We start from the raw sequence: 18,521 nt of genomic DNA, 5'->3' as shown, positions 1-18,521 counted from the left end.
AATCTTAGGATGTCTTTATTTCCAATTTTTTGATGCAAAGCTAAGAATTAATTCAAAGGTACCACTCTTAACACTTCCTCTAAAGTCGTTACACCCTCTAAAACTTTACGCGCGCCTGCTATTCTTAAGGGTTCAATCCCTTCTTTCTTGGCTTGCATTCTAAGATCATCTAAGGTTGCATTGGCACTGATACGCTGTTTTGCCTCTAAGCTGATCGGCATAAACTCATAAATACCAACACGACCTTTATACCCCGTTTGACGACATTCTTCACAACCAACCGCTTTAAAAATAAAATCAGGTGTTTTGGTTTGATAACCAAATGTTAAATGTTTCCATTCTTGCTCATTGATAAAGGTTTCTTGTTTACAATGTGGACAGAGCTTTCGCACCAAACGTTGAGCAAGCACGCCCAGAATTGTTGCGGCAGTTAAGAATGGTTGTACACCTAAATCATGCAAACGGGTCAAACTTGATGGTGCATCATTGGTATGCAAAGTTGAAAGCACCAAATGACCAGTCAAAGCTGCTTGAATTGCCATATTTGCAGTGTCTTGGTCACGGATTTCCCCGACCATAATAATGTCTGGGTCTTGTCGCATCAACGCGCGAATACCATCTGCAAAACCTAATTCAATTCCTTGATTCACTTGCATCTGGTTAAAGCTCGGCTCCAACATTTCAATTGGATCTTCAATGGTACACACATTGACTTCTTCAGTAGCCAATTGTTTTAACGATGAATACAGTGTGGTTGTTTTACCCGAACCTGTGGGTCCAGTGACCAAAATGATCCCGTGACTGTGTTGAGTTAAACCCTGCCATTGTGCCAATAGATGTTCATCAAATCCCAATTGTTGAAAACTACGCACCAAAACTTCTGGGTCAAAAATACGCATCACCAACTTTTCACCAAATGCAGTGGGTAATGTTGAGAGGCGTAATTCAGTTTCTTGTCCTTTCGGGGTACGGGTTTTTAGACGACCATCTTGTGGTTTTCGCTTTTCTGCGACATTCATCCGCCCTAAGATTTTAATTCGTGAAATAACTGCGGTTAAGGTGTTGGCAGGCATGTTATAAATGGTATGTAAAACACCATCGATACGAAAACGAATTTTGCCCTTTTCCTTTCGTGGTTCCAAATGAATATCGCTGGCACCTTGCTCAAAGGCAAACTGTAAAACCCAATCTACCAATTTAACAATGTGTTGATCATTGGCATCTGGATTTTGCGTATCTCCCAATTGTAACAGTGCTTCTACGCCTTTATTTTCCTTATCATATGCACTCGATTTTTGTGAATTACTCACAGCTCTACTGACTTGGTAATACTCAGTAAGATAACGCTGTAATTGTTCTGGATTTAACACCACTTTTTCAATTTTTTTTGGGCTGAGGCTGCGTTCTAAATTATGAACCCAATCGGTCATAAAAGGCTGTGCCGTACCAATCAAAATTCGATCTGCATTGACTTCTACAGCCAAAATTTTATTTCTCAATGCAAACTCTTGAGACATGACACTGGTCAAAGACGTGACATCTGCTTTTAACGGATCAATGGTAAATAAATTCAATTGGGCCTTTTCAGCCAACCATTCAGTCAATACAGTTAGTGTCAGTCTTTTTACTGAGTCTTGAGCATCAACTAATTTAAAATTTGCGATCCACTGTAAGGGATGCCATTTTAATTGATCACGTTGCCGATGCGTCGTCTGTACCAATAATTTTTCACGTTCAGTAATTCGACCGTCTTTTAATAATTGTTCTAAACACCAAGCTGTATCGATTTCGAAATTAAATTGCATTGTTATATCCCCAAAACACAGTTTACTATAACAAAATTAACTTTTGTATTTGCTGAATTTTTTCAATTGACCGGTATATTATAGATAAGCCAAAAATAAGCTTTTGATTTAGGAATACTTTACGCTACATTGAAATTAGACAATCTATTCATGGTTCTAGGGGGAGCGCTATGAATTTAATTCCAACAATGTCATTCGATTTCAATTCTTATCATGATTTATTTACGATTATTGCGGCTGCTTTAGGTTGCGGTTTATTGATCGGATTAGAACGTGAACGCAGCAAACAACGTGAAAATCAACGTAGTTTTGCAGGTTTAAGATCATTTGCGATTTGTTCAATCTTTGGCGCTGTATGCTTTTTATTTGGTCCCTATTTTGGCATCGTGGGTGCACTAATCACAGGCGCAGTTGTAGCATACTCAATTAAAAATCAGACCGATGATCCTGGGGTTACGACTGAAATCGCCTTTATTCTGACCTACTTTATTGGTGGAATGTGTCTGTGGAATATACCATTTGCTGCAGGTTTATCTGTCATTTTGACAATCTTATTGATGACCAAACATTCTATGCATGGTATTGCAGGAAAATGGATCACCGAATCTGAATTTAGAGATGGAATCTTTCTGCTGGCATTATTACTGATTGCACTTCCTCTTACCCCGAATAAACCATTGTGGGGTTCAGTTCTTAATCCCTATGTAATTTTAAAGTTACTTACTTTAATTCTGGCTGTGCAAGCACTGGCACATATTGCCAAACGATTATTGTCCACAAAAAATGCTTTGCTTCTGTCTTCTCTAGCATCGGGCTTTGTATCCAGTACGGCAACGGTTGCCAGTTTAGGATTAGAAGTCTGTAACGGACGTGCTGATGCAAAAGCCAATGCTGGTGCTGCACTCATGTCATGTGTAGCGACACTATTGCAATTAATGATTATTGTCATTGGTGTAAGTATTTCTTGGTTTAAAGTGATTGTTTTACCCAGCCTCCTTGCAATCACCGTTTTGGTTATTTTTGCATTATGGCTCATGCGTAATACGCAACCGATCGAAGCGAACAAATCTACTGATAGCCGCATGTTTAGTCTTAAAGAGGCTGCGATTATTGCAGGGTCTTTAACCTTGATCCAAGCAGGTGTTTATGGTTTAAACTTGTTATTGGGTGATGCAGGGCTTATTGCAGGTACACTTCTTGCGTCACTTTTTGAAATTCATGGTGCATTAGCAACCATTGTCATTCAAGGTGAACCAAGTAACGCTGTGTTATCACTTGCATTCCTGTTAGGTTTAGCTGCACATGCAGTAGCGAAATCAATAAATGCTTTGATCAGTGGTGGTGGGCGCTACGCACTTGTTTTTGCTCCAATTCAAATTTTACACATGCTGATCTTTATTGTGATTTTTATATGGGGTCTTCAAAATTCGACTGCTTTTATAAATCCTTTTTAAAATAATGATTCAACATCAATAACTCGCCTTTCTCTTATAAAGTAAGTTATAACTTTAAATATCAATATAAATCATACATCATGGTCATGTTGATTCATCTAAAAACCTACACACTGAAATGATCGATTAAAAAAATGACACGACTAAAATTGATAAAAGACCGAGAAAATACTGGGCTTAAAATAAGTATTGAAAAAATAATAGGTTTCAATATCATGACAACGTGAACTTTTATACACATAAATTTTTAATATTTTATAATTTGGAATAATTCATGAAAATTAAATTACTTTCTTTTGCCATTATTTCTTCATTATTTTTGACTGCATGTGGAGGAGATTCAGATGCTGGGGATTATATCAGCAACAATGATTCGGAGTGGTTTAGCTATGAAACTGGCGGTTCGCTTGACGATGCTTATCTGTTTAACAAAGTAAAATTTAGCTTTAGAAATAAACAAATGTATATCGATGGTGAATATAAGGTAGATGGCTCAACCCAGTTCACTGCATCCGATCTTTTAAGCCAATATTTAGCATCTGATGGATTGTATGATGCAACTAAGAGTAAAACAGATTTGGGCTATCAAAATGCCACGCTTAAATCGAAATCAGCAACTGTTTGGACATTTACACCCTATTCAACACGTAACTACAAGCAATTGGAATTAACTGAAAAATTTGAAACTGTTAATCTAACGGGTAAATTAATTAGCCCATATATCAATGGTTTTGATCATTTTGCTGGTTCAAACAGTGCATTAAGCGATGCAATGGGACCATATCCTGCTTATTACGTCAAAAAGCTACAAGGCAAAACTTTTCCAACAGGTTCAACGTGTTTAAGATCAATATCTTCTTCAACCAATACTACTTTTGCTGATCTTTATTCTAATGATCCTATCATAGGTTATAACCCGTCAAAATATTTTCAAAATGGTTATATTCAAGCGAAACTGGGCAATTTTAGCTTAGATTTATCTCGTGATATTCAACCGAACAGACATATTGCTGCTGTCGCTAAAATTGGCTCAGACTATTATCAAGCCGCTTATTATACTGTTGGTGACTATGAAGTCCTGACAGATAAAATTCAGCAGTATGAGCAAGATTATCAAGATGCTGTGAACCAGTTTGGGAAATACAGTATCAATGCTCAAATACAACAAGCTTATCTCAATGGTTTAAAATCTGAATGTACTTTGTTTAATACCACAGCAAGCCAAGCAATTGATGCTGTAAAATAAAACAAAGTTGTAAAAGAATAGCCCTGATTAAACAATGATTTCGTCAGGGCTTAATTTTTACTTAATTTAAAAAAATCGAAACGTCTCATCATTAATTAACGATATTTTCCAAAAACTTTCCAGACTTGATTATCCGCCAAAGGATCGGCATAGCTGTCATTGCGTTGTTTACGTGGTTTTTCACGGGCATCAACCAACTCAAAATCTTGCTCAGTACCAAGCACCAACCCATTCACATAAAATCGAGTTCTGGTGTATTCGCTTTGCCCATGTTGAAAAATATAAGTACGCAAATCAATAAACTCACGATGCGCAACTAAGGCAGCCGTATCATCACTGTCCAGCCATTGGGTCATTTTACTGATTTGACTTGGCTCAAATTGCCCGCATTTTTCAATCAAAGCAGCAATACCACGAAAGGTTTTAGACTCTTTAGCACGAGTTTTATTGATACGAATTCGATCCACATGAAAGAAGAACAGGGGTAAGTTTAAATGACTCGGTAAATGAATCGCATCTAAAACCTCATCTTCCATAAAGGGTTGATAGAGTGCTTGTGCCCGTTCAATCAATCCAAGCCATTGTTTATAGTAATGCTCTACTTGTGTTTGTGGTGCATAATAAATTGGTAATCCTTCAACATGTGCAAGCTCCGTCGGCGGCCAAATATTTTGGCGTAATAATGCAATATCACTTTTTAAACTTTGTACAGCAATCGCATCTTGCATGACCTACTCCTGAAGTATTTATTATGCTTAGGCTATTTTGAGTATGCTATAGTTATCGCAATGAAACAAGCTTGTGAATAGGAAAGCTTATGTCTGAAAATAATGATTTTTTTGAAGAAACTGAACAAGTTGACTCAGATGAAAGTTTTTACGAACGTGCTGATGAGTTTATAGCACTTGCCAATCAATTCGCTGATGCTGATCATCAAGTCTCTCATCTCAGCGCAAATCCAGGCAGTGTCAGTGCCTCTTTTATGTATGCTAATGCTCGCTATAGTGTTTGGCATGCAGCTTGCTCTTATGAAAATGCACCAGACTTTAAAGCTGATCGACAAGTGATCCTAGACTATTACACCGAACAATTTAAATTGATGCTTGAAGACCATCTTGACGAGTATCAGGAAAATTTCGAAAGTTATTTTCCCCAATCTGATACGGATGAAGTAAAGCGTTTCGTTTGAACACTGGATTGCCTATAATAGCTCACCAATGAAATACCTAATGTGGAAAAACCATGTCTCAAAAAATCAACGCGACTGATATCACTGAAGAAGAAGCTTTAAATGCTGTTTTTTTTGAGCGTGCAGATGAGTTTATCAAACAAGCCAATGAATTCTGTCGCCCAGTCAAGGGAAAACAAGCAAAGCCTGAAGAGCTTCGTGGTCAAGTCAGTGCTGCGATGTTGTTTGCGACTGCTCGTTTTAACACTTGGGTTGCTGCCAATAATTTCAAAGATGGCAATGAAATGCGTGATGCAAAAGAACAAGTTATGTCTTATGTATTACAGCAATTTCAAATGATGCTTGAAGACAATTATGATGAATATTGTGAGCAATTTGAAAACTATCTACGTTTCCGAAAAGATGAAGATTTTCATACGCACAAACATGATCACGATGGACATGATCATCAGCATTGATGGTTTTAGTTGATCACTTGTTTCAGAAAAATATGACGCTAGCCTCTGTATATTAGAGGCTAAATCCTTCTTCTTGATAAAATTAATACGTCAAAATCGCTAATCATCTATATTTCTAATGCAATATTTACGAACAAATAATATTCATGTTTTATAAAAATATTGTATGGTATGTGCATAATAAATAACAATTTGGACGTTATATGCATACACTTAATTTTCCACTCATTGATCCACATATTCATCAGTGGGATCCGTATAGCACGCCTCATGCAGCTGCTTTTGCTGTGAAGCTTTTAGGTCAGCGCCCTTTTCTGTTAGATAAAATGGTTCGTTTGGTTAAACCCAAAGATTTGATTGAGACTGTTGGGTTGACCGAGCATATTACACGCCCTTATTTGCCACAGGATTATAAAAATGATCTACAGCACTATGCCGTTGAACAGGTTGTTCATATCGAAGCAAGTTGGGCAAAACATAAAGGTAAAGGTGTAGTTGGTGAAACAGAATTTATTGAGTCCTTACCATTTAATGAAGATACAGTGAAACTGGGTGGTATTGTTGCTACCGCTGACCCTTGTGATAGCAATTTTAAGAAAATTTTAAAACTACATCAAAAAGCATCTAAACGATTACGTGGTATACGGCGTATGGCTGCCTTCCATGAAGATAAAGGTGTGCATAATTGGACAGACACACCACACTTGTATACCCAAAAGAAATTTTTAAAAGGCTTTGAACAACTGGCTCAACATAACCTTAGTTTTGATGCATGGGTATATTCTCAGCAAATTGCAGATGTGATTGAACTTGCAAAAATTTTTCCTGAAACCTCCATCGTTTTAGATCATTTGGGAACACCAGCAGGATTATTTGGCAAGGTGGGTCAAAATACCGGATTGTCTAAAACAGCACGGGAAAACATCTTTTATCAATGGCAGGAAGATATTGCAGAATTATCTACTCTTCCAAATGTCTATACAAAAATGTCGGGGCTATTTATGCCTGTCCTCGGGCATCAATTTTATAAAAACAAACAATTGGCATCGAAACAGCAAATTATTGATCTTGTTGCCCCACTTATTCTGCATGCTATAGAAAGTTTTGGGACATATCGAGTCATGTTTGCTTCCAACTTTCCAATGGATCGAGTGAATACCAGCCTCGTCAATATCATTGATGCTTTTAGTGATATTGTGATGCAATATGATGAAAATGCACTTGAAAAAGTCTTTCATCATAATGCTAAACAATTCTATCGTTTATGATTGAACAGGATTAAAGTGGTATTTCCAAATGCCACTTTAATCTCATCATTCACTCAAGCATCAAGTTTCAATCAAATTGTGCAAGAAAGGCTTGAATGGCATGTCGAGCAATTTCAGCATCTTCAAATGATTTTACTCCTGATATACCTACCGCACCCACCACATGATCTTGATATAAAATCGGTTCTCCGCCCTCTAGCATACCTAAACCTGCATTCATGGATAAAAATCCGAATTGACCATTTTTGATCATGTTTTCATAAGCGCTAGAAGGTCTACGACTCAGTGCTGAGCATTTGGCTTTTTCTTGACAAAAATTTGCTGACATTGCAGATGCACCATCCATGCGCTTCATTGCCAATAAATTTCCAGTTTCATCGACAATAGCTATACTGACATTGAACTGATGTTCTACAGCGTATTGTTGTGCTTTGTTCAATAAAAATTCTGCATCAGATAGCGATAAATAATGTTTAGTTTGCATATTTTCGTCCATAATTATCGTATTTAAAATTTAAAAAACCCATAGTACAAAGGCTATGGGCTTTTATTCTAAATGAAGCTTTACGAAAAATGACTGCTCATTCTGCTCATTTATTACCGCAATCTACATGGGGTAAAATTGAGTTATCGCTTCATTTCAGCAAAGGTTTCTTTGGCAGCTTGAAGGGTAAAAGCAATATCCTCATCACTATGTGCAGCAGAGATAAATCCAGCTTCAAATGCCGAAGGTGCAAGATTTACACCTCGGTTTAACATACCGTGGAAAAATTTACGGAAAGCATCAATATCACATTTCAAAATATGATCAAAACTGCTAATTTCTGTTTGATCTGTAAAGTAAATTCCAAATAATCCCCCTGCTTGTTGGGTAAAGAATGGAATTCCTGCTTCATCAGCAGCAGCTTGCAAGCCTTGCAGTAATTTATCTAGTTTTGCTGTTAAATCCGTATAGAAGTTGGCTTGACGAAGTGTTTCAAACATTTTTACGCCCGCACGCATTGCCAATGGATTCCCCGACAAAGTACCTGCTTGATAAACACCACCTAAAGGTGCAATACATTCCATAATTTCACGTTTACCACCAAATGCACCTACAGGTAAACCAGCACCGATAATTTTACCCAAAGTGGTTAAGTCTGGTTTTACATTGTAATACGCCTGAGCACCACCAAGCGCAACACGGAAACCCGTCATAACTTCATCAATGATAAATACAGATTGATATTGATCACATTGTTCGCGGATAGTTTCTAAAAAGCCTTTTACGGGCTTAACCAGATTCATATTCCCTGCTACAGGTTCAACGATCACACCTGCGATTTCATGACCATACTTCGCAAAACACGCTTTAACTGCCTCAATATCGTTATACGGCAAAGTGACAGTATGCTTGGCAAAGTCAGCAGGTACTCCTTTTGAAGTTGGTTCACCCATGGTCAACATCCCCGAACCTGCTTTTACCAAAAGTGAGTCTGAATGTCCGTGATAGCAACCTTCGAATTTAACAATCATGTCACGTCCAGTATAGCCACGTGCTAATCGAATAGCGGTCATGGTCGCTTCTGTACCAGAATTGGTCATACGAACTAATTCAATGGATGGCATGATTTCACAAATTAAATCTGCAAGTGTGGTTTCATGAACAGTGGGTGCACCAAAACTTAAACCATCAACTGCTGCTTCTTGGACAGCTTGGATAATATCAGGGTGTGCATGCCCCAAAATCATCGGCCCCCAAGAACCAACGTAATCTACATAACGCTTACCATCGACATCATACAAATAAGCCCCTTTGGCCTTTTCGATGAATATTGGCGTACCACCGACGCCATTAAACGCACGTACGGGAGAGTTCACGCCCCCCGGAATATGTTTACTGGCTTGTTTAAACAATTGTTCTTGCTTGGCAGATAACGTCATGAGATTACTCGACTAAAAAAACAAATTACAAAGAGAAGCTTAAGCTTTGTGAGCAGTAAATAAATCTGCCCATTCTTGGGTACGTACAGTGACACCAGATAAAGTGCGTCCTAATATATCACTAATTACCGCACAAAGGTCGGCACCGGCTTCAATCACAGGTGCTGAATTTTCAACAGTCAAGCCACCAATCGCACAGATTGGTACATCAAATTTAGCTTTGGCTTGTTTTAAGGTATCGAGACCAATATTTCCAGCTTCTGGTTTAGTATCTGTCGCGTAGATTGCCCCAAAAGCAACATAGTTTGCACCATCTGCAATTGCTTGTTCGGCAAGTTCGATCGAATTGTTACAGCTTCGCCCTACGAGGACCCCTTTCGGTAAACGAGCTACCGCTTCAACGATTGAACCATCACCTTGACCTAAGTGTACACCCACACCATATTTAATCGCAGCGTCTAAATCGTCATTTATCACAAAAGGTACTTTGTATTGTGCGCACATGGATTTCATGTACTCAATTTCATAGTCCTGATCTTGTTTTGGCACTTTCTTGCGACGATATTGCAGAACAGCAACCTCATAGGTTGCCATTGCACCTTCTAATTTTGCTAATAAAAGTTCAATTGGATCATCATTGGTGATGAGATAAAGACCGCGCATAAGGAAACTATCATATTTAAAAATCCCTCTTATCCTAAACTGCTCAATTTCCAATTACAATTCAGGTTTTATGTAGAACTGATATTCATTAGCTCAATTACGATCCACATATTCCCTCTATTGTTTGATTTGCTTCTTGAATTGCATTAATTGATCCTTGTCTAACTTCTTTTATCCCAATCGTATTACTTCGACATTGCCTCGTGATATCTAATACTTTTAAATGTAATGTTTTAATTCTTTTTGCACCTTCACAGGCGCCTATATTATTCACATTACTACTCAGCTTTTGGATCAAAGGTTGAGTCATTCTTGTGAGATATTCATCGGTACAATTTTCATCCCCACCAAAATCTGATGCTGTGATACCATTTAATGAAGTATTTCTTTGTTGTGCTCCCAAAGCAGAATTTGTACTTTGATATTTATTCATTGCAACCGAGTTCTGTTTATTCACAAAGTCACTCAGAATATTTTGCACAACATTTAAGGTAGATGCTTTTTCATTATTTTTGCTTGCCGAAGCTATATTGTTGTGCATAAAGCCAGATGCATTAATTCTATTAGTATACCCCTGTAAAGAGTCTGCCATTTTATTTAAGCTAATCAAACTATCATTATAGTTTTGCTGAGCTGTATTTAAACTTGCCATAACATGATTATTAATTTGAGTAAGTTTTGAATCTCCTTCTTTTTGTGCATTATCCATTAAACGATCTAACTCATCATCATGATCATTTGTATTTTGAACATTATTGACTAAACTACCTGTATAAGCAGTACGCATACTACCAATACAACTTCCTCCTATTTTCTCAGGAATATCAGGAAATCTACAAATAATAAAGTCTACTCTTTCATCTTTTTGACCTGTAGAAAAAGTTGTTTGATTTGGAGCAAGTGTAATATAGCTTCCAGCAAAAATTTGCGATTTAGACAAAGTATATTTAAGATTTATTGTAAAATCACAAATATTCTTTAAGTTAAATTTTCCTTCCATTTTATGAATAACATTTAGACTTATACAGTCAGAATTTTGACTCGAATAATGTTGGTTTTCGTTCTTTTCAACGGCGTGTACAATGACATTCGTATTGATTCCAATCAATAAAGCCAAGATTCTTATTAAAATATTCATTAAAAATACTCCTTATAAATCAATTATTTTTGATAATAAATCGTATGCTCTTTATCGCCTGTTTGAACTTTGATAATGATCGAGTCACTTGTTTTTACATTTTCAAAGAAAACAACCCCATCAATAACTTTTTTTGGCTGAAGATTAACACCTTTCAATAGAGCTTCATTTAACTGGAAGGCTAAAGCGCTCATACGATCATCCGTGTTTTGTTGAGATGCCATATGATTTTGTGCTGTAAAATTCAATGAATCACTTGTATATTGCTGTGTTGACTGTGCCAAAGATGTATCTCCTGATGTTGCTCCAACAACACCCACAGCCATTGCCAAAGCTCCATTAAACAGACTCCATGCTGTATTCTTGGCTTTTTGGTGACCTTTAATTTGATCTAATCGTTCTGCTGTTAGTGGTCGAACAAGTTGATTATTTTTATATACTGTTATGTTGTTGGGTCCAAAAGCGATTGGTTTATCGCTCATATTGGCGACAATAATACGAATGGGTAATCCATATTTAGCAATACTTTGATAACTATTTGATGTTGTATCTAACTTACTTATACGCACAACAAAACCATCTTTTTTTGATTGAATAAAGCCATCATTGGTTAAAGTTTGTTCCGAACCTAATTTCGCTTTAGTAGGTACAGTTGAACATGCAGTAAGAATAATTGTGGTTAGTAAAATACCTATTAGTTGGTTTTTCATAATAATTTCCTTTTATTTCACAATAGATGAAGATGTACTTAAAATTATGTTCACTTGTTAAACATAAATCTATTCCATAAATAAGGAATAAAAAACCACTCTCAATGAGTGGTTTTGGTCCTATTATTTATTACATAAATCAACATCAGATTGGTAATTCACTTGAAGTTGTTTACTGACTTTAATCCAATCGATAGGATTCTGTAATGTATACGTTGTAGAATAGCTATAGAGATTACTCGCATCTATCGCATTAATATAAATCCCTTCAAAAGATTTATTTTGACAATTACTGATATTATTTTGAATGAAATTTATAAATGATGGCCAATTACTTTTTACATTGCTACAAGCCCTTGCCTTTTCAGTTGAACCAGAAACTAAACCATTTGGTTTTAAATATTCATAATGTGGTCCAAGTGCGGCATAATTTACTGCACATAATATATCTGAATTAAGCCCATTAGAGGGATTCGGATATAGGGCAATAGGTGCACGATATTCAATTGGATAGTAATGGTTATCAACCGTAACAGAACCTGTATTGTTGCCAGTTGATGAGGGATTAGCTGGTGTAGTTGGTTGTGTTACAACAGTACCATTCCCACTAAGTTCACCAAACATATTAATCATTTCAAAGTCATCAAAATCACCATTCTTTGGCAGTGAATTAATTTGCAATTGGATTTTGTCACCTGCCTTGAAGCTACTTAAAGAAAAACATTCTTTATATTGGCTGAAACTTCCATTTTCAGCACTATCAGGAAGGATTTTAACGATATAAGTACCGGGTTGACCATTATTTGACAATGAAATCGGATCATTACTTCCATCTTTTATACTATTAAAGCCCCTGCCCATAAATGAAATACAAATATTGTCATATTTTGATTTTAATAGATCTGAATATATAAAATGGTCAATCCAAACCTTTCCTTGAGCCTTGATCTGTAATTGAGAGTTTACAGAACCTGTAAACTGATTATCGCCTAAATGAATAATATCTAAGCCATTAAAAAATATAATATCTGTCTCTTGCAACTTCTTTAATGTTGGATTAGAGGTTTTGGTATCAACTCCCAAATGATTATTTGTATAACTAAACAAAACTGTAACAGGCTTATAGTGATCAGCCTTTATTATTCCTGCAAAAAATTGCGGATAATCATAATCCTGTGGTGTCTTTAACCTATAGTTTCCATTATTATCTGTTTTTACAGAGTATTTTACATCATTAAGCTTGACTGATACTTCAGCACCAGCAATCGGATTACCAGCATCATCTATAACTTTGCCACTTGTACTCCAGACAGCTCCATCTATATTTTGATTTCCTTCGCCACCACCGCCGCACCCAGCTAAAACTGAAATAGTGATCATTAGAAATATCACTTTTTTATATCGTTTCATCTTGAATCCCTTTTATTCAAAAATAATAAAAAGTATTCGCTTTATTTTTTATCCAATCCATTCCTCAAATAAGGAATAATCTCATGCTTTTTCATGATATTTAGGCATATTCAGCAATAATTTCATCAACTCAGACTGACGGTTGGTATCGGTCTTTTTAAAAATAGATTGTAATTGTTTTCTTACCGTATCAATATTTACATGATTTTTTTGAGCAATTTCTTTAAGAAGAAAACCATCTAAAAGCGATAAGGCAACTTTTGACTCGGCTGGGGTTAAATTAAATGCAGCACTCAATAAATGTGCGTCAATATTTGGTGCGTAAGTTGGTGAATAAAGCGTCAACATAATAGATGGTCGTATACCAAATGCTTTCAGCTCTTGATCTGTAATTAACAGTGTTGCAAAAATATAGAAGACTTCACCCATTTGATCTACAATCTTTATACAGTCATCTTCAAAAAAACTTTGATTCAAATCATTTTGTTTTTTAAATGCAATTTCTATTTCTTTTAGACTGCTCTTAAGCACTTGCATATAAGGCATTGGTAGTTTTAAATAATTTTTTTCAATTTGAATTATATTGTTTGTTTCTAATATGCACTTCGCCGCTTTGTTCTGATGTACAACTTGCCCCGATAAATTCAAAATCACAATAGGTTGCGCTAATTTATCGATCAATGTATACCCCATGATCGCTTTGTTTGAAAACTCATATATACTGCGTTGAATCTCGACTACCCGTTTTAAATGAATCAGTAATTTATCTAAAAATCCCAATTCATCCTGAGTTAACGGTTGTCTTTGTTCCGATGTTTGCACAGCAATTAACATACATAATTTTTCATCCAGTATAATTTCGTGCGCAGCTGTGTAACGCATATTATAGGGAAGTAATATATTTTGATATAAATTTGAATTTTCTACAAAGTCACCAGATATATCATGATGACACTGATACCAACCTTTGCGCTGAGGATTAAATACGCCACTCCAGCGTGGGTCATCATTCACAGGATAATGTAAATATGAAACTTCTGCATAAGCTGTATCACTTTCATTCACAAACCGATTTATAGCACGACTAAAGGAATAGGCTTGGAATTCTAAATCTAAAGATAATATGTGTACTGTTGAACAGTCTAAAACCTGTGCCAATTTTTCACAGAATACCCCCCAACCATCAACGTTGAGTGGAATTTTATAGATTAAATCTACCAGCCCATCATGATATTGATCTAAATTGTGCATTTTTTAAAATTCATTGATTATTATTTTGTATATCATAAATCATATAAATTACTTTTTTAGTAGAAAATAGTCATAGAAAAACATACTATTTCCATTTATAACGATTGATATAATTTCAAAAAAAGATTATTCATGTAAATAAAATCTTAAATCACGACCAATAATATAATTATTATGATTCGTTTATTAACAACTTATTTAATTGATAAGTAAAGTATACTGTTATTGAAGAAATAGAGAAAATTTCTACTTCTTCGATATTAACATTTAAAATCAACTGTCAATTTTATCAAAACGGCGATCTTTCAAACTTAGATTGCCTCGTAAAATATCGGAGAGCATACGCCAATCTGAAATAAAGCTATATAAAGGTTGCTTAAAGCTGGCAGGCTTATTTTTTTCGAAAACGAAATGTCCCACCCAAGCACAGGCATAACCTGAAACTAATCCATATAGCACGTATTTGGCTTTACGTTGGCGAATGGCTTGAGTAAAGAAATAAATACCAATGCTACTTCCCGCTGCATGTAAACGGCGACTCATAATGTTGCGGTGTTCTGTTAGATAAAAACGATAAAACTCTGAATAGTTTTTAATTGGAAGTTCAAATTTAGGGTATTGCTCTAATTCCGATTTAGGCTCTACTTGGGCATTCATGTTCAATCATCCTGTTTTATTTTTAGTCAGCTTAGTTTATTTTATGCTGCATTAAAAGCCAAATTAAATATAGTGTGTTAATTGTGCATTCTTGTGGAAAGGATACGTTCCATCAGCATTTTACCAGCAATTTTGCGTTACAATGTCGAATTAAACATGAAGAAAAAGTTAAGTCTTCAATCAACACGATCATTTTTAGGATTTTCACATGCTTGAAGTTGAATTAAAGTTTCAAATTTCCGAAGCTCGTCGCAATGCAATACTCAAAGCAATAGACCCTAAAAAATCTGAGATCATTCACCTACAAGCAAAATACTACGATACCCCTGATCGTCAACTTTCTCAACAAGGCGCTGCACTTCGCCAACGTTTAGAAGGCACACGCTGGATACAGACTTTAAAAGCGGCAACCAAAAATCATTTAGAACGCTTTGAAGACAATATTGATTTAGGCGAGCAAACAGAAACACCAAGTTTAGATCTCAAAATTTACGAAAATAAGCCTGAAGCACTCGCCATACTTAAAAATGCTTTAGGTGATAAAATCCAAGACGTACAATTACAGTTCGAAACTGATATTCAGCGCACCACCCGAGTAATCACTTTTGAAGATGCTGAAATTGAAATCAGTTTAGATATTGGTGAAGTCAGAACTGAAACAGCAAAGCAAGACATTCATGAAGTTGAATTTGAATTAAAAAGCGGTTCAATTCAATCACTTTTAGCTTTTAGCTTTGAATGGGTTAAAAAATACCAACTTTGGTTAGATGTCCGCAGTAAAGCTGAATTTGGAAACCTGTTGCTGCTTGGTCACAAAGTTAGTTCCGCAACACTTGCAAAAGAGCCTCATTTAAATAAGAAAGACACTGCTGATAAAAACTTACGTGGGCTGATTGCCAATCAACTACAACATTTATTACCTAATATTGCCGCAATTTCCGCACAAGTCGCTGAACCAGAACATATTCTTCAAGCTCAAACTGCCCTCCACCACCTCCATTTAACTTTATCGTTATTTAAAGATTGGACAGACAGCAAAACAGAAAAATGGGCACACCAACTTTCCGCTTTTGAGAGCCATTTCAAAAATTTACAACATTTTGAACATATGCAACGCACGTTGGGGGCTTTACTACAAAACCCAAAAACGGCTGAGAGCCTAGATAAAGACATTTTATATGCCAATGAAAAGTTAATTAATCTCGTCAAATCTACTCAAAATGTTCAACACTACCTAGAATTATTAATGTTTAGTTTGGGGCAATCAGAAAAGTCCCAAGCACATGATTTGAAATGGTTTGCACAAAATACTCTGCAACATCAGTACAAACAGCTCCAAGAGAGTTTGAATGGTGCTGATCTTTCGGATCTAGAAAGTCTTGAAGCTTTGGCACAGCATTTAAATGAACTGAAGTTTAGTTTTCCAATTTTAACCCAGATCTATGATGTTAAAAATTTGCAGAAATACGGTAAATCTTTGAATGATGCTCAACAAGCCTGTGAGCAATATCAAGTATTGGCATCCTCCTCTTCTTATTTACAACAAACTGACTTAGACGCAAGCGATTGGTTTGCTTTAGGATGGCTGACTGCCAAGCAAGAGGTATATGCTGAAAAATTACTCGAAGCCACGGAGCAGTTCTTAGTCAGCCGTAAATTCTTAAAATAACAACTGTAAAGAGATGATTTTTATTTTAAAATCATCTCTTTACATATTTCAACCAAGAATAAAACACAGTATAAATCTTCGACTGAGCATTTGATTTGTAATCATTTTTTAAAAATTCTCAAAAATACGATTGATCAGATTAGAATCATTTTGATACTAGCGAAAATGAGAAGATTAAGATGTTTGAAATCGAATTAAAATTCCAGATTCCGCAAGAAAAGCAAGATGCCCTCATTAAAGCATTTCAAAGAAAAAATGATCGCAGCTTACATCTACAAGCAAAGTATTACGACACTCCATCTTTTACATTATCAGAACATTCTATTTCGCTTCGTCAACGGCTTGAAAATGATCAATGGGTGCAAACTCTGAAACTTCCAACGGAACAAAAGCTTAAACGTGCTGAGTTTGAACATGTTTTAGCAACAGATGAAACTGAGTTAGATCTTGAAGTTTATTTAAAAAATAAACAGATTGATAAAAGTATTCAAACATTATTAGAACAAAATAAAAGTTTGCTTGAAATTCAGTTTCAAACAGACATTGAAAGAAGATTAAGCGTTTTCCATTTTCAAAATAGTCAAATTGAAGTCAGTTATGACCAAGGACAAATTTTTACCCAAGACGATCGTTTAACTTTGCATGAACTTGAATTTGAACTTAAACAAGGCACAGTACAAGATCTGATTTCTTTTATATTGCCCCGTGTGAAACGCTATGGCTTGTGGTTGGATGTCAGAAGCAAAGCACAACAAGGTTTTCAATTGGCACAAAGCATCCAAGACAATCCTGTAGAATTTCAAACATCTTTACAGCTAGATGCAAAAGACACAGCTGAAATAGTGTTAAAAAAGATGTTCAATAACTGCCTTAATCATTTGCTTCCCAACAGCACGGCGATTGCTTCGGGTAACTTTAACTCCAATCATGTCCATCAGGCACGTGTCGCTATCCGCCGTTTACGTAGTGCAATTAAAACCTTTTCTGGTTGGTCTTTGCATATTGACCCAACCTGGCAAACGCAATTAACAGAATTGTTTAGACAGCTTGGTTCAACACGAGATTTAGATGTGATTCGTGAAGAACTCTTACCTCAGCTAGAAGCGGTAGGTGCTCCAAAATTTAAGTTGCCTGAATCAGAAACTACAGATAGACAGAAATTAACTAAACTATTTAGGTCATTTAATTTTAACTATTTAATTCTTTCATTGATTCAATTCATCGAACAAGATTCAACTGAAAAAACAAAAACCTCAGCACACAAATTAGCATTAAAGAAAATCAGTAAATTACATCAAAAAATTCAATTAGACGCTCAAAACTACTTAAACCTAAACATAGAAGCACGACACAAAACTCGTAAAAATTTAAAGCGTTTGCGCTATAGCCTAGAATTTGTTTTATCCTTATGTGATAAAAAAGCTGTAAAAAAATACTTAAAATCAATAAAACCAGCTCAAGAGAGTTTAGGTCTATACAATGATTTTATTGTAGCAGAAGAGCTTTTAACAAAGCTGGTCAATACACAACCACAAGTTTGGTTTGCTTTGGGATGGATCGCAGCAGAAAAACAACGTGTTTTACAGCAATCTCAGCAAGACTTACTCGACTTTGCTCAAATAAGTACATTGCAGTAAGGCACTCCCAGTAAAGCCAAATACTCAATGAGTGCTAGCATAA

The 18,521-nt window shown here is 35.8% G+C and carries 17 protein-coding genes; 7 read left to right on the top strand and 10 right to left on the bottom strand.

The genetic code is table 11. The features are described 5' to 3' along the window. Window positions 1–47: 47 nt before the first annotated feature. Complete coding sequence (locus tag AAV97_RS17915) at window positions 48–1,805, bottom strand: GspE/PulE family protein (RefSeq protein ID WP_009586235.1); 1,758 nt, start codon at window positions 1,803–1,805, stop codon at window positions 48–50. Window positions 1,806–1,975: 170 nt separating this feature from the next. Between AAV97_RS17915 and AAV97_RS17910 the strand changes: the two genes are divergently transcribed. Both AAV97_RS17910 and AAV97_RS17905 read left to right on the top strand, forming a co-directional pair. Further along, a complete protein-coding gene (locus AAV97_RS17910; protein ID WP_046761293.1) occupies window positions 1,976–3,259 on the top strand; it encodes an MgtC/SapB family protein in 1,284 nt (427 codons plus the stop codon). A 274-nt stretch (window positions 3,260–3,533) separates the two neighbouring features. Further along, window positions 3,534–4,505, top strand: a complete 972-nt coding sequence (locus tag AAV97_RS17905) for a hypothetical protein (protein WP_046761292.1) — start codon at window positions 3,534–3,536, stop codon at window positions 4,503–4,505. 95 nt (window positions 4,506–4,600) lie between these two features. Here AAV97_RS17905 and AAV97_RS17900 read toward each other — a convergent pair whose 3' ends face one another. Beyond that, on the bottom strand, window positions 4,601–5,233 hold the full coding sequence (locus AAV97_RS17900; RefSeq protein ID WP_042085169.1) for a hypothetical protein: 633 nt from the start codon (window positions 5,231–5,233) through the stop codon (window positions 4,601–4,603). 89 nt (window positions 5,234–5,322) lie between these two features. Here AAV97_RS17900 and AAV97_RS17895 point away from each other — a divergent pair, with 89 nt between their 5' ends. The 3 genes from AAV97_RS17895 to AAV97_RS17885 all read left to right on the top strand — a co-directional run bounded on the left by AAV97_RS17895 (window position 5,323) and on the right by AAV97_RS17885 (window position 7,420). Beyond that, a complete protein-coding gene (locus AAV97_RS17895) occupies window positions 5,323–5,694 on the top strand; it encodes a DUF3144 domain-containing protein (RefSeq protein WP_046761291.1) in 372 nt (123 codons plus the stop codon). 53 nt (window positions 5,695–5,747) lie between these two features. Continuing rightward, complete coding sequence (locus AAV97_RS17890; protein WP_004831536.1) at window positions 5,748–6,152, top strand: DUF3144 domain-containing protein; 405 nt, start codon at window positions 5,748–5,750, stop codon at window positions 6,150–6,152. Between the two features lie 203 nt (window positions 6,153–6,355). Beyond that, window positions 6,356–7,420, top strand: a complete 1,065-nt coding sequence (locus AAV97_RS17885) for an amidohydrolase family protein (protein ID WP_046761290.1) — start codon at window positions 6,356–6,358, stop codon at window positions 7,418–7,420. A 67-nt stretch (window positions 7,421–7,487) separates the two neighbouring features. Here AAV97_RS17885 and AAV97_RS17880 read toward each other — a convergent pair whose 3' ends face one another. From AAV97_RS17880 to AAV97_RS17845, 8 genes are all read right to left on the bottom strand, one after another. Then, entirely contained in the window at window positions 7,488–7,904 is a 417-nt protein-coding gene (locus AAV97_RS17880) for a GlcG/HbpS family heme-binding protein (protein ID WP_046761289.1), read from the bottom strand. A 143-nt stretch (window positions 7,905–8,047) separates the two neighbouring features. After that, window positions 8,048–9,343, bottom strand: coding sequence for a glutamate-1-semialdehyde 2,1-aminomutase (gene hemL, locus AAV97_RS17875; RefSeq protein ID WP_046761288.1), 1,296 nt, complete (start codon window positions 9,341–9,343; stop codon window positions 8,048–8,050). 39 nt (window positions 9,344–9,382) lie between these two features. Beyond that, on the bottom strand, window positions 9,383–10,006 hold the full coding sequence (thiE, locus tag AAV97_RS17870) for a thiamine phosphate synthase (RefSeq protein WP_042085157.1): 624 nt from the start codon (window positions 10,004–10,006) through the stop codon (window positions 9,383–9,385). Window positions 10,007–10,103: 97 nt separating this feature from the next. Continuing rightward, complete coding sequence (locus tag AAV97_RS17865) at window positions 10,104–11,144, bottom strand: hypothetical protein (protein ID WP_042085154.1); 1,041 nt, start codon at window positions 11,142–11,144, stop codon at window positions 10,104–10,106. Between the two features lie 23 nt (window positions 11,145–11,167). Continuing rightward, window positions 11,168–11,854: a hypothetical protein gene (locus AAV97_RS17860; RefSeq protein ID WP_046761287.1), complete on the bottom strand. Its 687-nt coding sequence runs from the start codon at window positions 11,852–11,854 to the stop codon at window positions 11,168–11,170. A gap of 123 nt (window positions 11,855–11,977) precedes the next feature. Then, window positions 11,978–13,264 (bottom strand): carboxypeptidase-like regulatory domain-containing protein, encoded by a 1,287-nt coding sequence (locus AAV97_RS17855; protein WP_046761286.1) that lies wholly within the window; start codon window positions 13,262–13,264, stop codon window positions 11,978–11,980. Window positions 13,265–13,345: 81 nt separating this feature from the next. Then, the gene (locus tag AAV97_RS17850; RefSeq protein ID WP_046761285.1) at window positions 13,346–14,515 is read right to left on the bottom strand and encodes a helix-turn-helix transcriptional regulator; all 1,170 of its coding nucleotides are present in this window, start codon (window positions 14,513–14,515) and stop codon (window positions 13,346–13,348) included. A 273-nt stretch (window positions 14,516–14,788) separates the two neighbouring features. After that, window positions 14,789–15,172: a DUF962 domain-containing protein gene (locus AAV97_RS17845; protein ID WP_042085141.1), complete on the bottom strand. Its 384-nt coding sequence runs from the start codon at window positions 15,170–15,172 to the stop codon at window positions 14,789–14,791. A gap of 208 nt (window positions 15,173–15,380) precedes the next feature. On the opposite strand from AAV97_RS17845, the gene AAV97_RS17840 reads away from it, so the two are divergent. Both AAV97_RS17840 and AAV97_RS17835 read left to right on the top strand, forming a co-directional pair. Then, window positions 15,381–16,841, top strand: a complete 1,461-nt coding sequence (locus AAV97_RS17840; RefSeq protein ID WP_046761284.1) for a CYTH domain-containing protein — start codon at window positions 15,381–15,383, stop codon at window positions 16,839–16,841. Window positions 16,842–17,020: 179 nt separating this feature from the next. Next, window positions 17,021–18,478 (top strand): CYTH and CHAD domain-containing protein, encoded by a 1,458-nt coding sequence (locus AAV97_RS17835; protein ID WP_046761283.1) that lies wholly within the window; start codon window positions 17,021–17,023, stop codon window positions 18,476–18,478. Window positions 18,479–18,521 lie beyond the last annotated feature (43 nt).

This window comes from Acinetobacter sp. Ag2, from assembly GCF_001005515.1.
Classification (GTDB): Bacteria; Pseudomonadota; Gammaproteobacteria; order Pseudomonadales; family Moraxellaceae; genus Acinetobacter; species Acinetobacter bereziniae.
Note: the sequence above shows the minus strand (reverse complement) of the source record. Positions and strands in the feature narration are given on the sequence as shown.

Coding starts and splice junctions, on each gene's coding strand:
- AAV97_RS17890 (WP_004831536.1), top strand. CDS start 5,748: ATGTCTCAAAAAATCAACGCGACTGATATCACTGAAGAAGAAGCTTTA.
- AAV97_RS17835 (WP_046761283.1), top strand. CDS start 17,021: ATGTTTGAAATCGAATTAAAATTCCAGATTCCGCAAGAAAAGCAAGAT.
- AAV97_RS17860 (WP_046761287.1), bottom strand. CDS start 11,854: ATGAAAAACCAACTAATAGGTATTTTACTAACCACAATTATTCTTACT.
- AAV97_RS17915 (WP_009586235.1), bottom strand. CDS start 1,805: ATGCAATTTAATTTCGAAATCGATACAGCTTGGTGTTTAGAACAATTA.
- thiE (WP_042085157.1), bottom strand. CDS start 10,006: ATGCGCGGTCTTTATCTCATCACCAATGATGATCCAATTGAACTTTTA.
- AAV97_RS17885 (WP_046761290.1), top strand. CDS start 6,356: ATGCATACACTTAATTTTCCACTCATTGATCCACATATTCATCAGTGG.
- AAV97_RS17910 (WP_046761293.1), top strand. CDS start 1,976: ATGAATTTAATTCCAACAATGTCATTCGATTTCAATTCTTATCATGAT.
- AAV97_RS17865 (WP_042085154.1), bottom strand. CDS start 11,144: ATGAATATTTTAATAAGAATCTTGGCTTTATTGATTGGAATCAATACG.
- AAV97_RS17855 (WP_046761286.1), bottom strand. CDS start 13,264: ATGAAACGATATAAAAAAGTGATATTTCTAATGATCACTATTTCAGTT.
- AAV97_RS17900 (WP_042085169.1), bottom strand. CDS start 5,233: ATGCAAGATGCGATTGCTGTACAAAGTTTAAAAAGTGATATTGCATTA.
- AAV97_RS17880 (WP_046761289.1), bottom strand. CDS start 7,904: ATGCAAACTAAACATTATTTATCGCTATCTGATGCAGAATTTTTATTG.
- AAV97_RS17840 (WP_046761284.1), top strand. CDS start 15,381: ATGCTTGAAGTTGAATTAAAGTTTCAAATTTCCGAAGCTCGTCGCAAT.
- AAV97_RS17895 (WP_046761291.1), top strand. CDS start 5,323: ATGTCTGAAAATAATGATTTTTTTGAAGAAACTGAACAAGTTGACTCA.
- hemL (WP_046761288.1), bottom strand. CDS start 9,343: ATGACGTTATCTGCCAAGCAAGAACAATTGTTTAAACAAGCCAGTAAA.
- AAV97_RS17845 (WP_042085141.1), bottom strand. CDS start 15,172: ATGAATGCCCAAGTAGAGCCTAAATCGGAATTAGAGCAATACCCTAAA.
- AAV97_RS17905 (WP_046761292.1), top strand. CDS start 3,534: ATGAAAATTAAATTACTTTCTTTTGCCATTATTTCTTCATTATTTTTG.
- AAV97_RS17850 (WP_046761285.1), bottom strand. CDS start 14,515: ATGCACAATTTAGATCAATATCATGATGGGCTGGTAGATTTAATCTAT.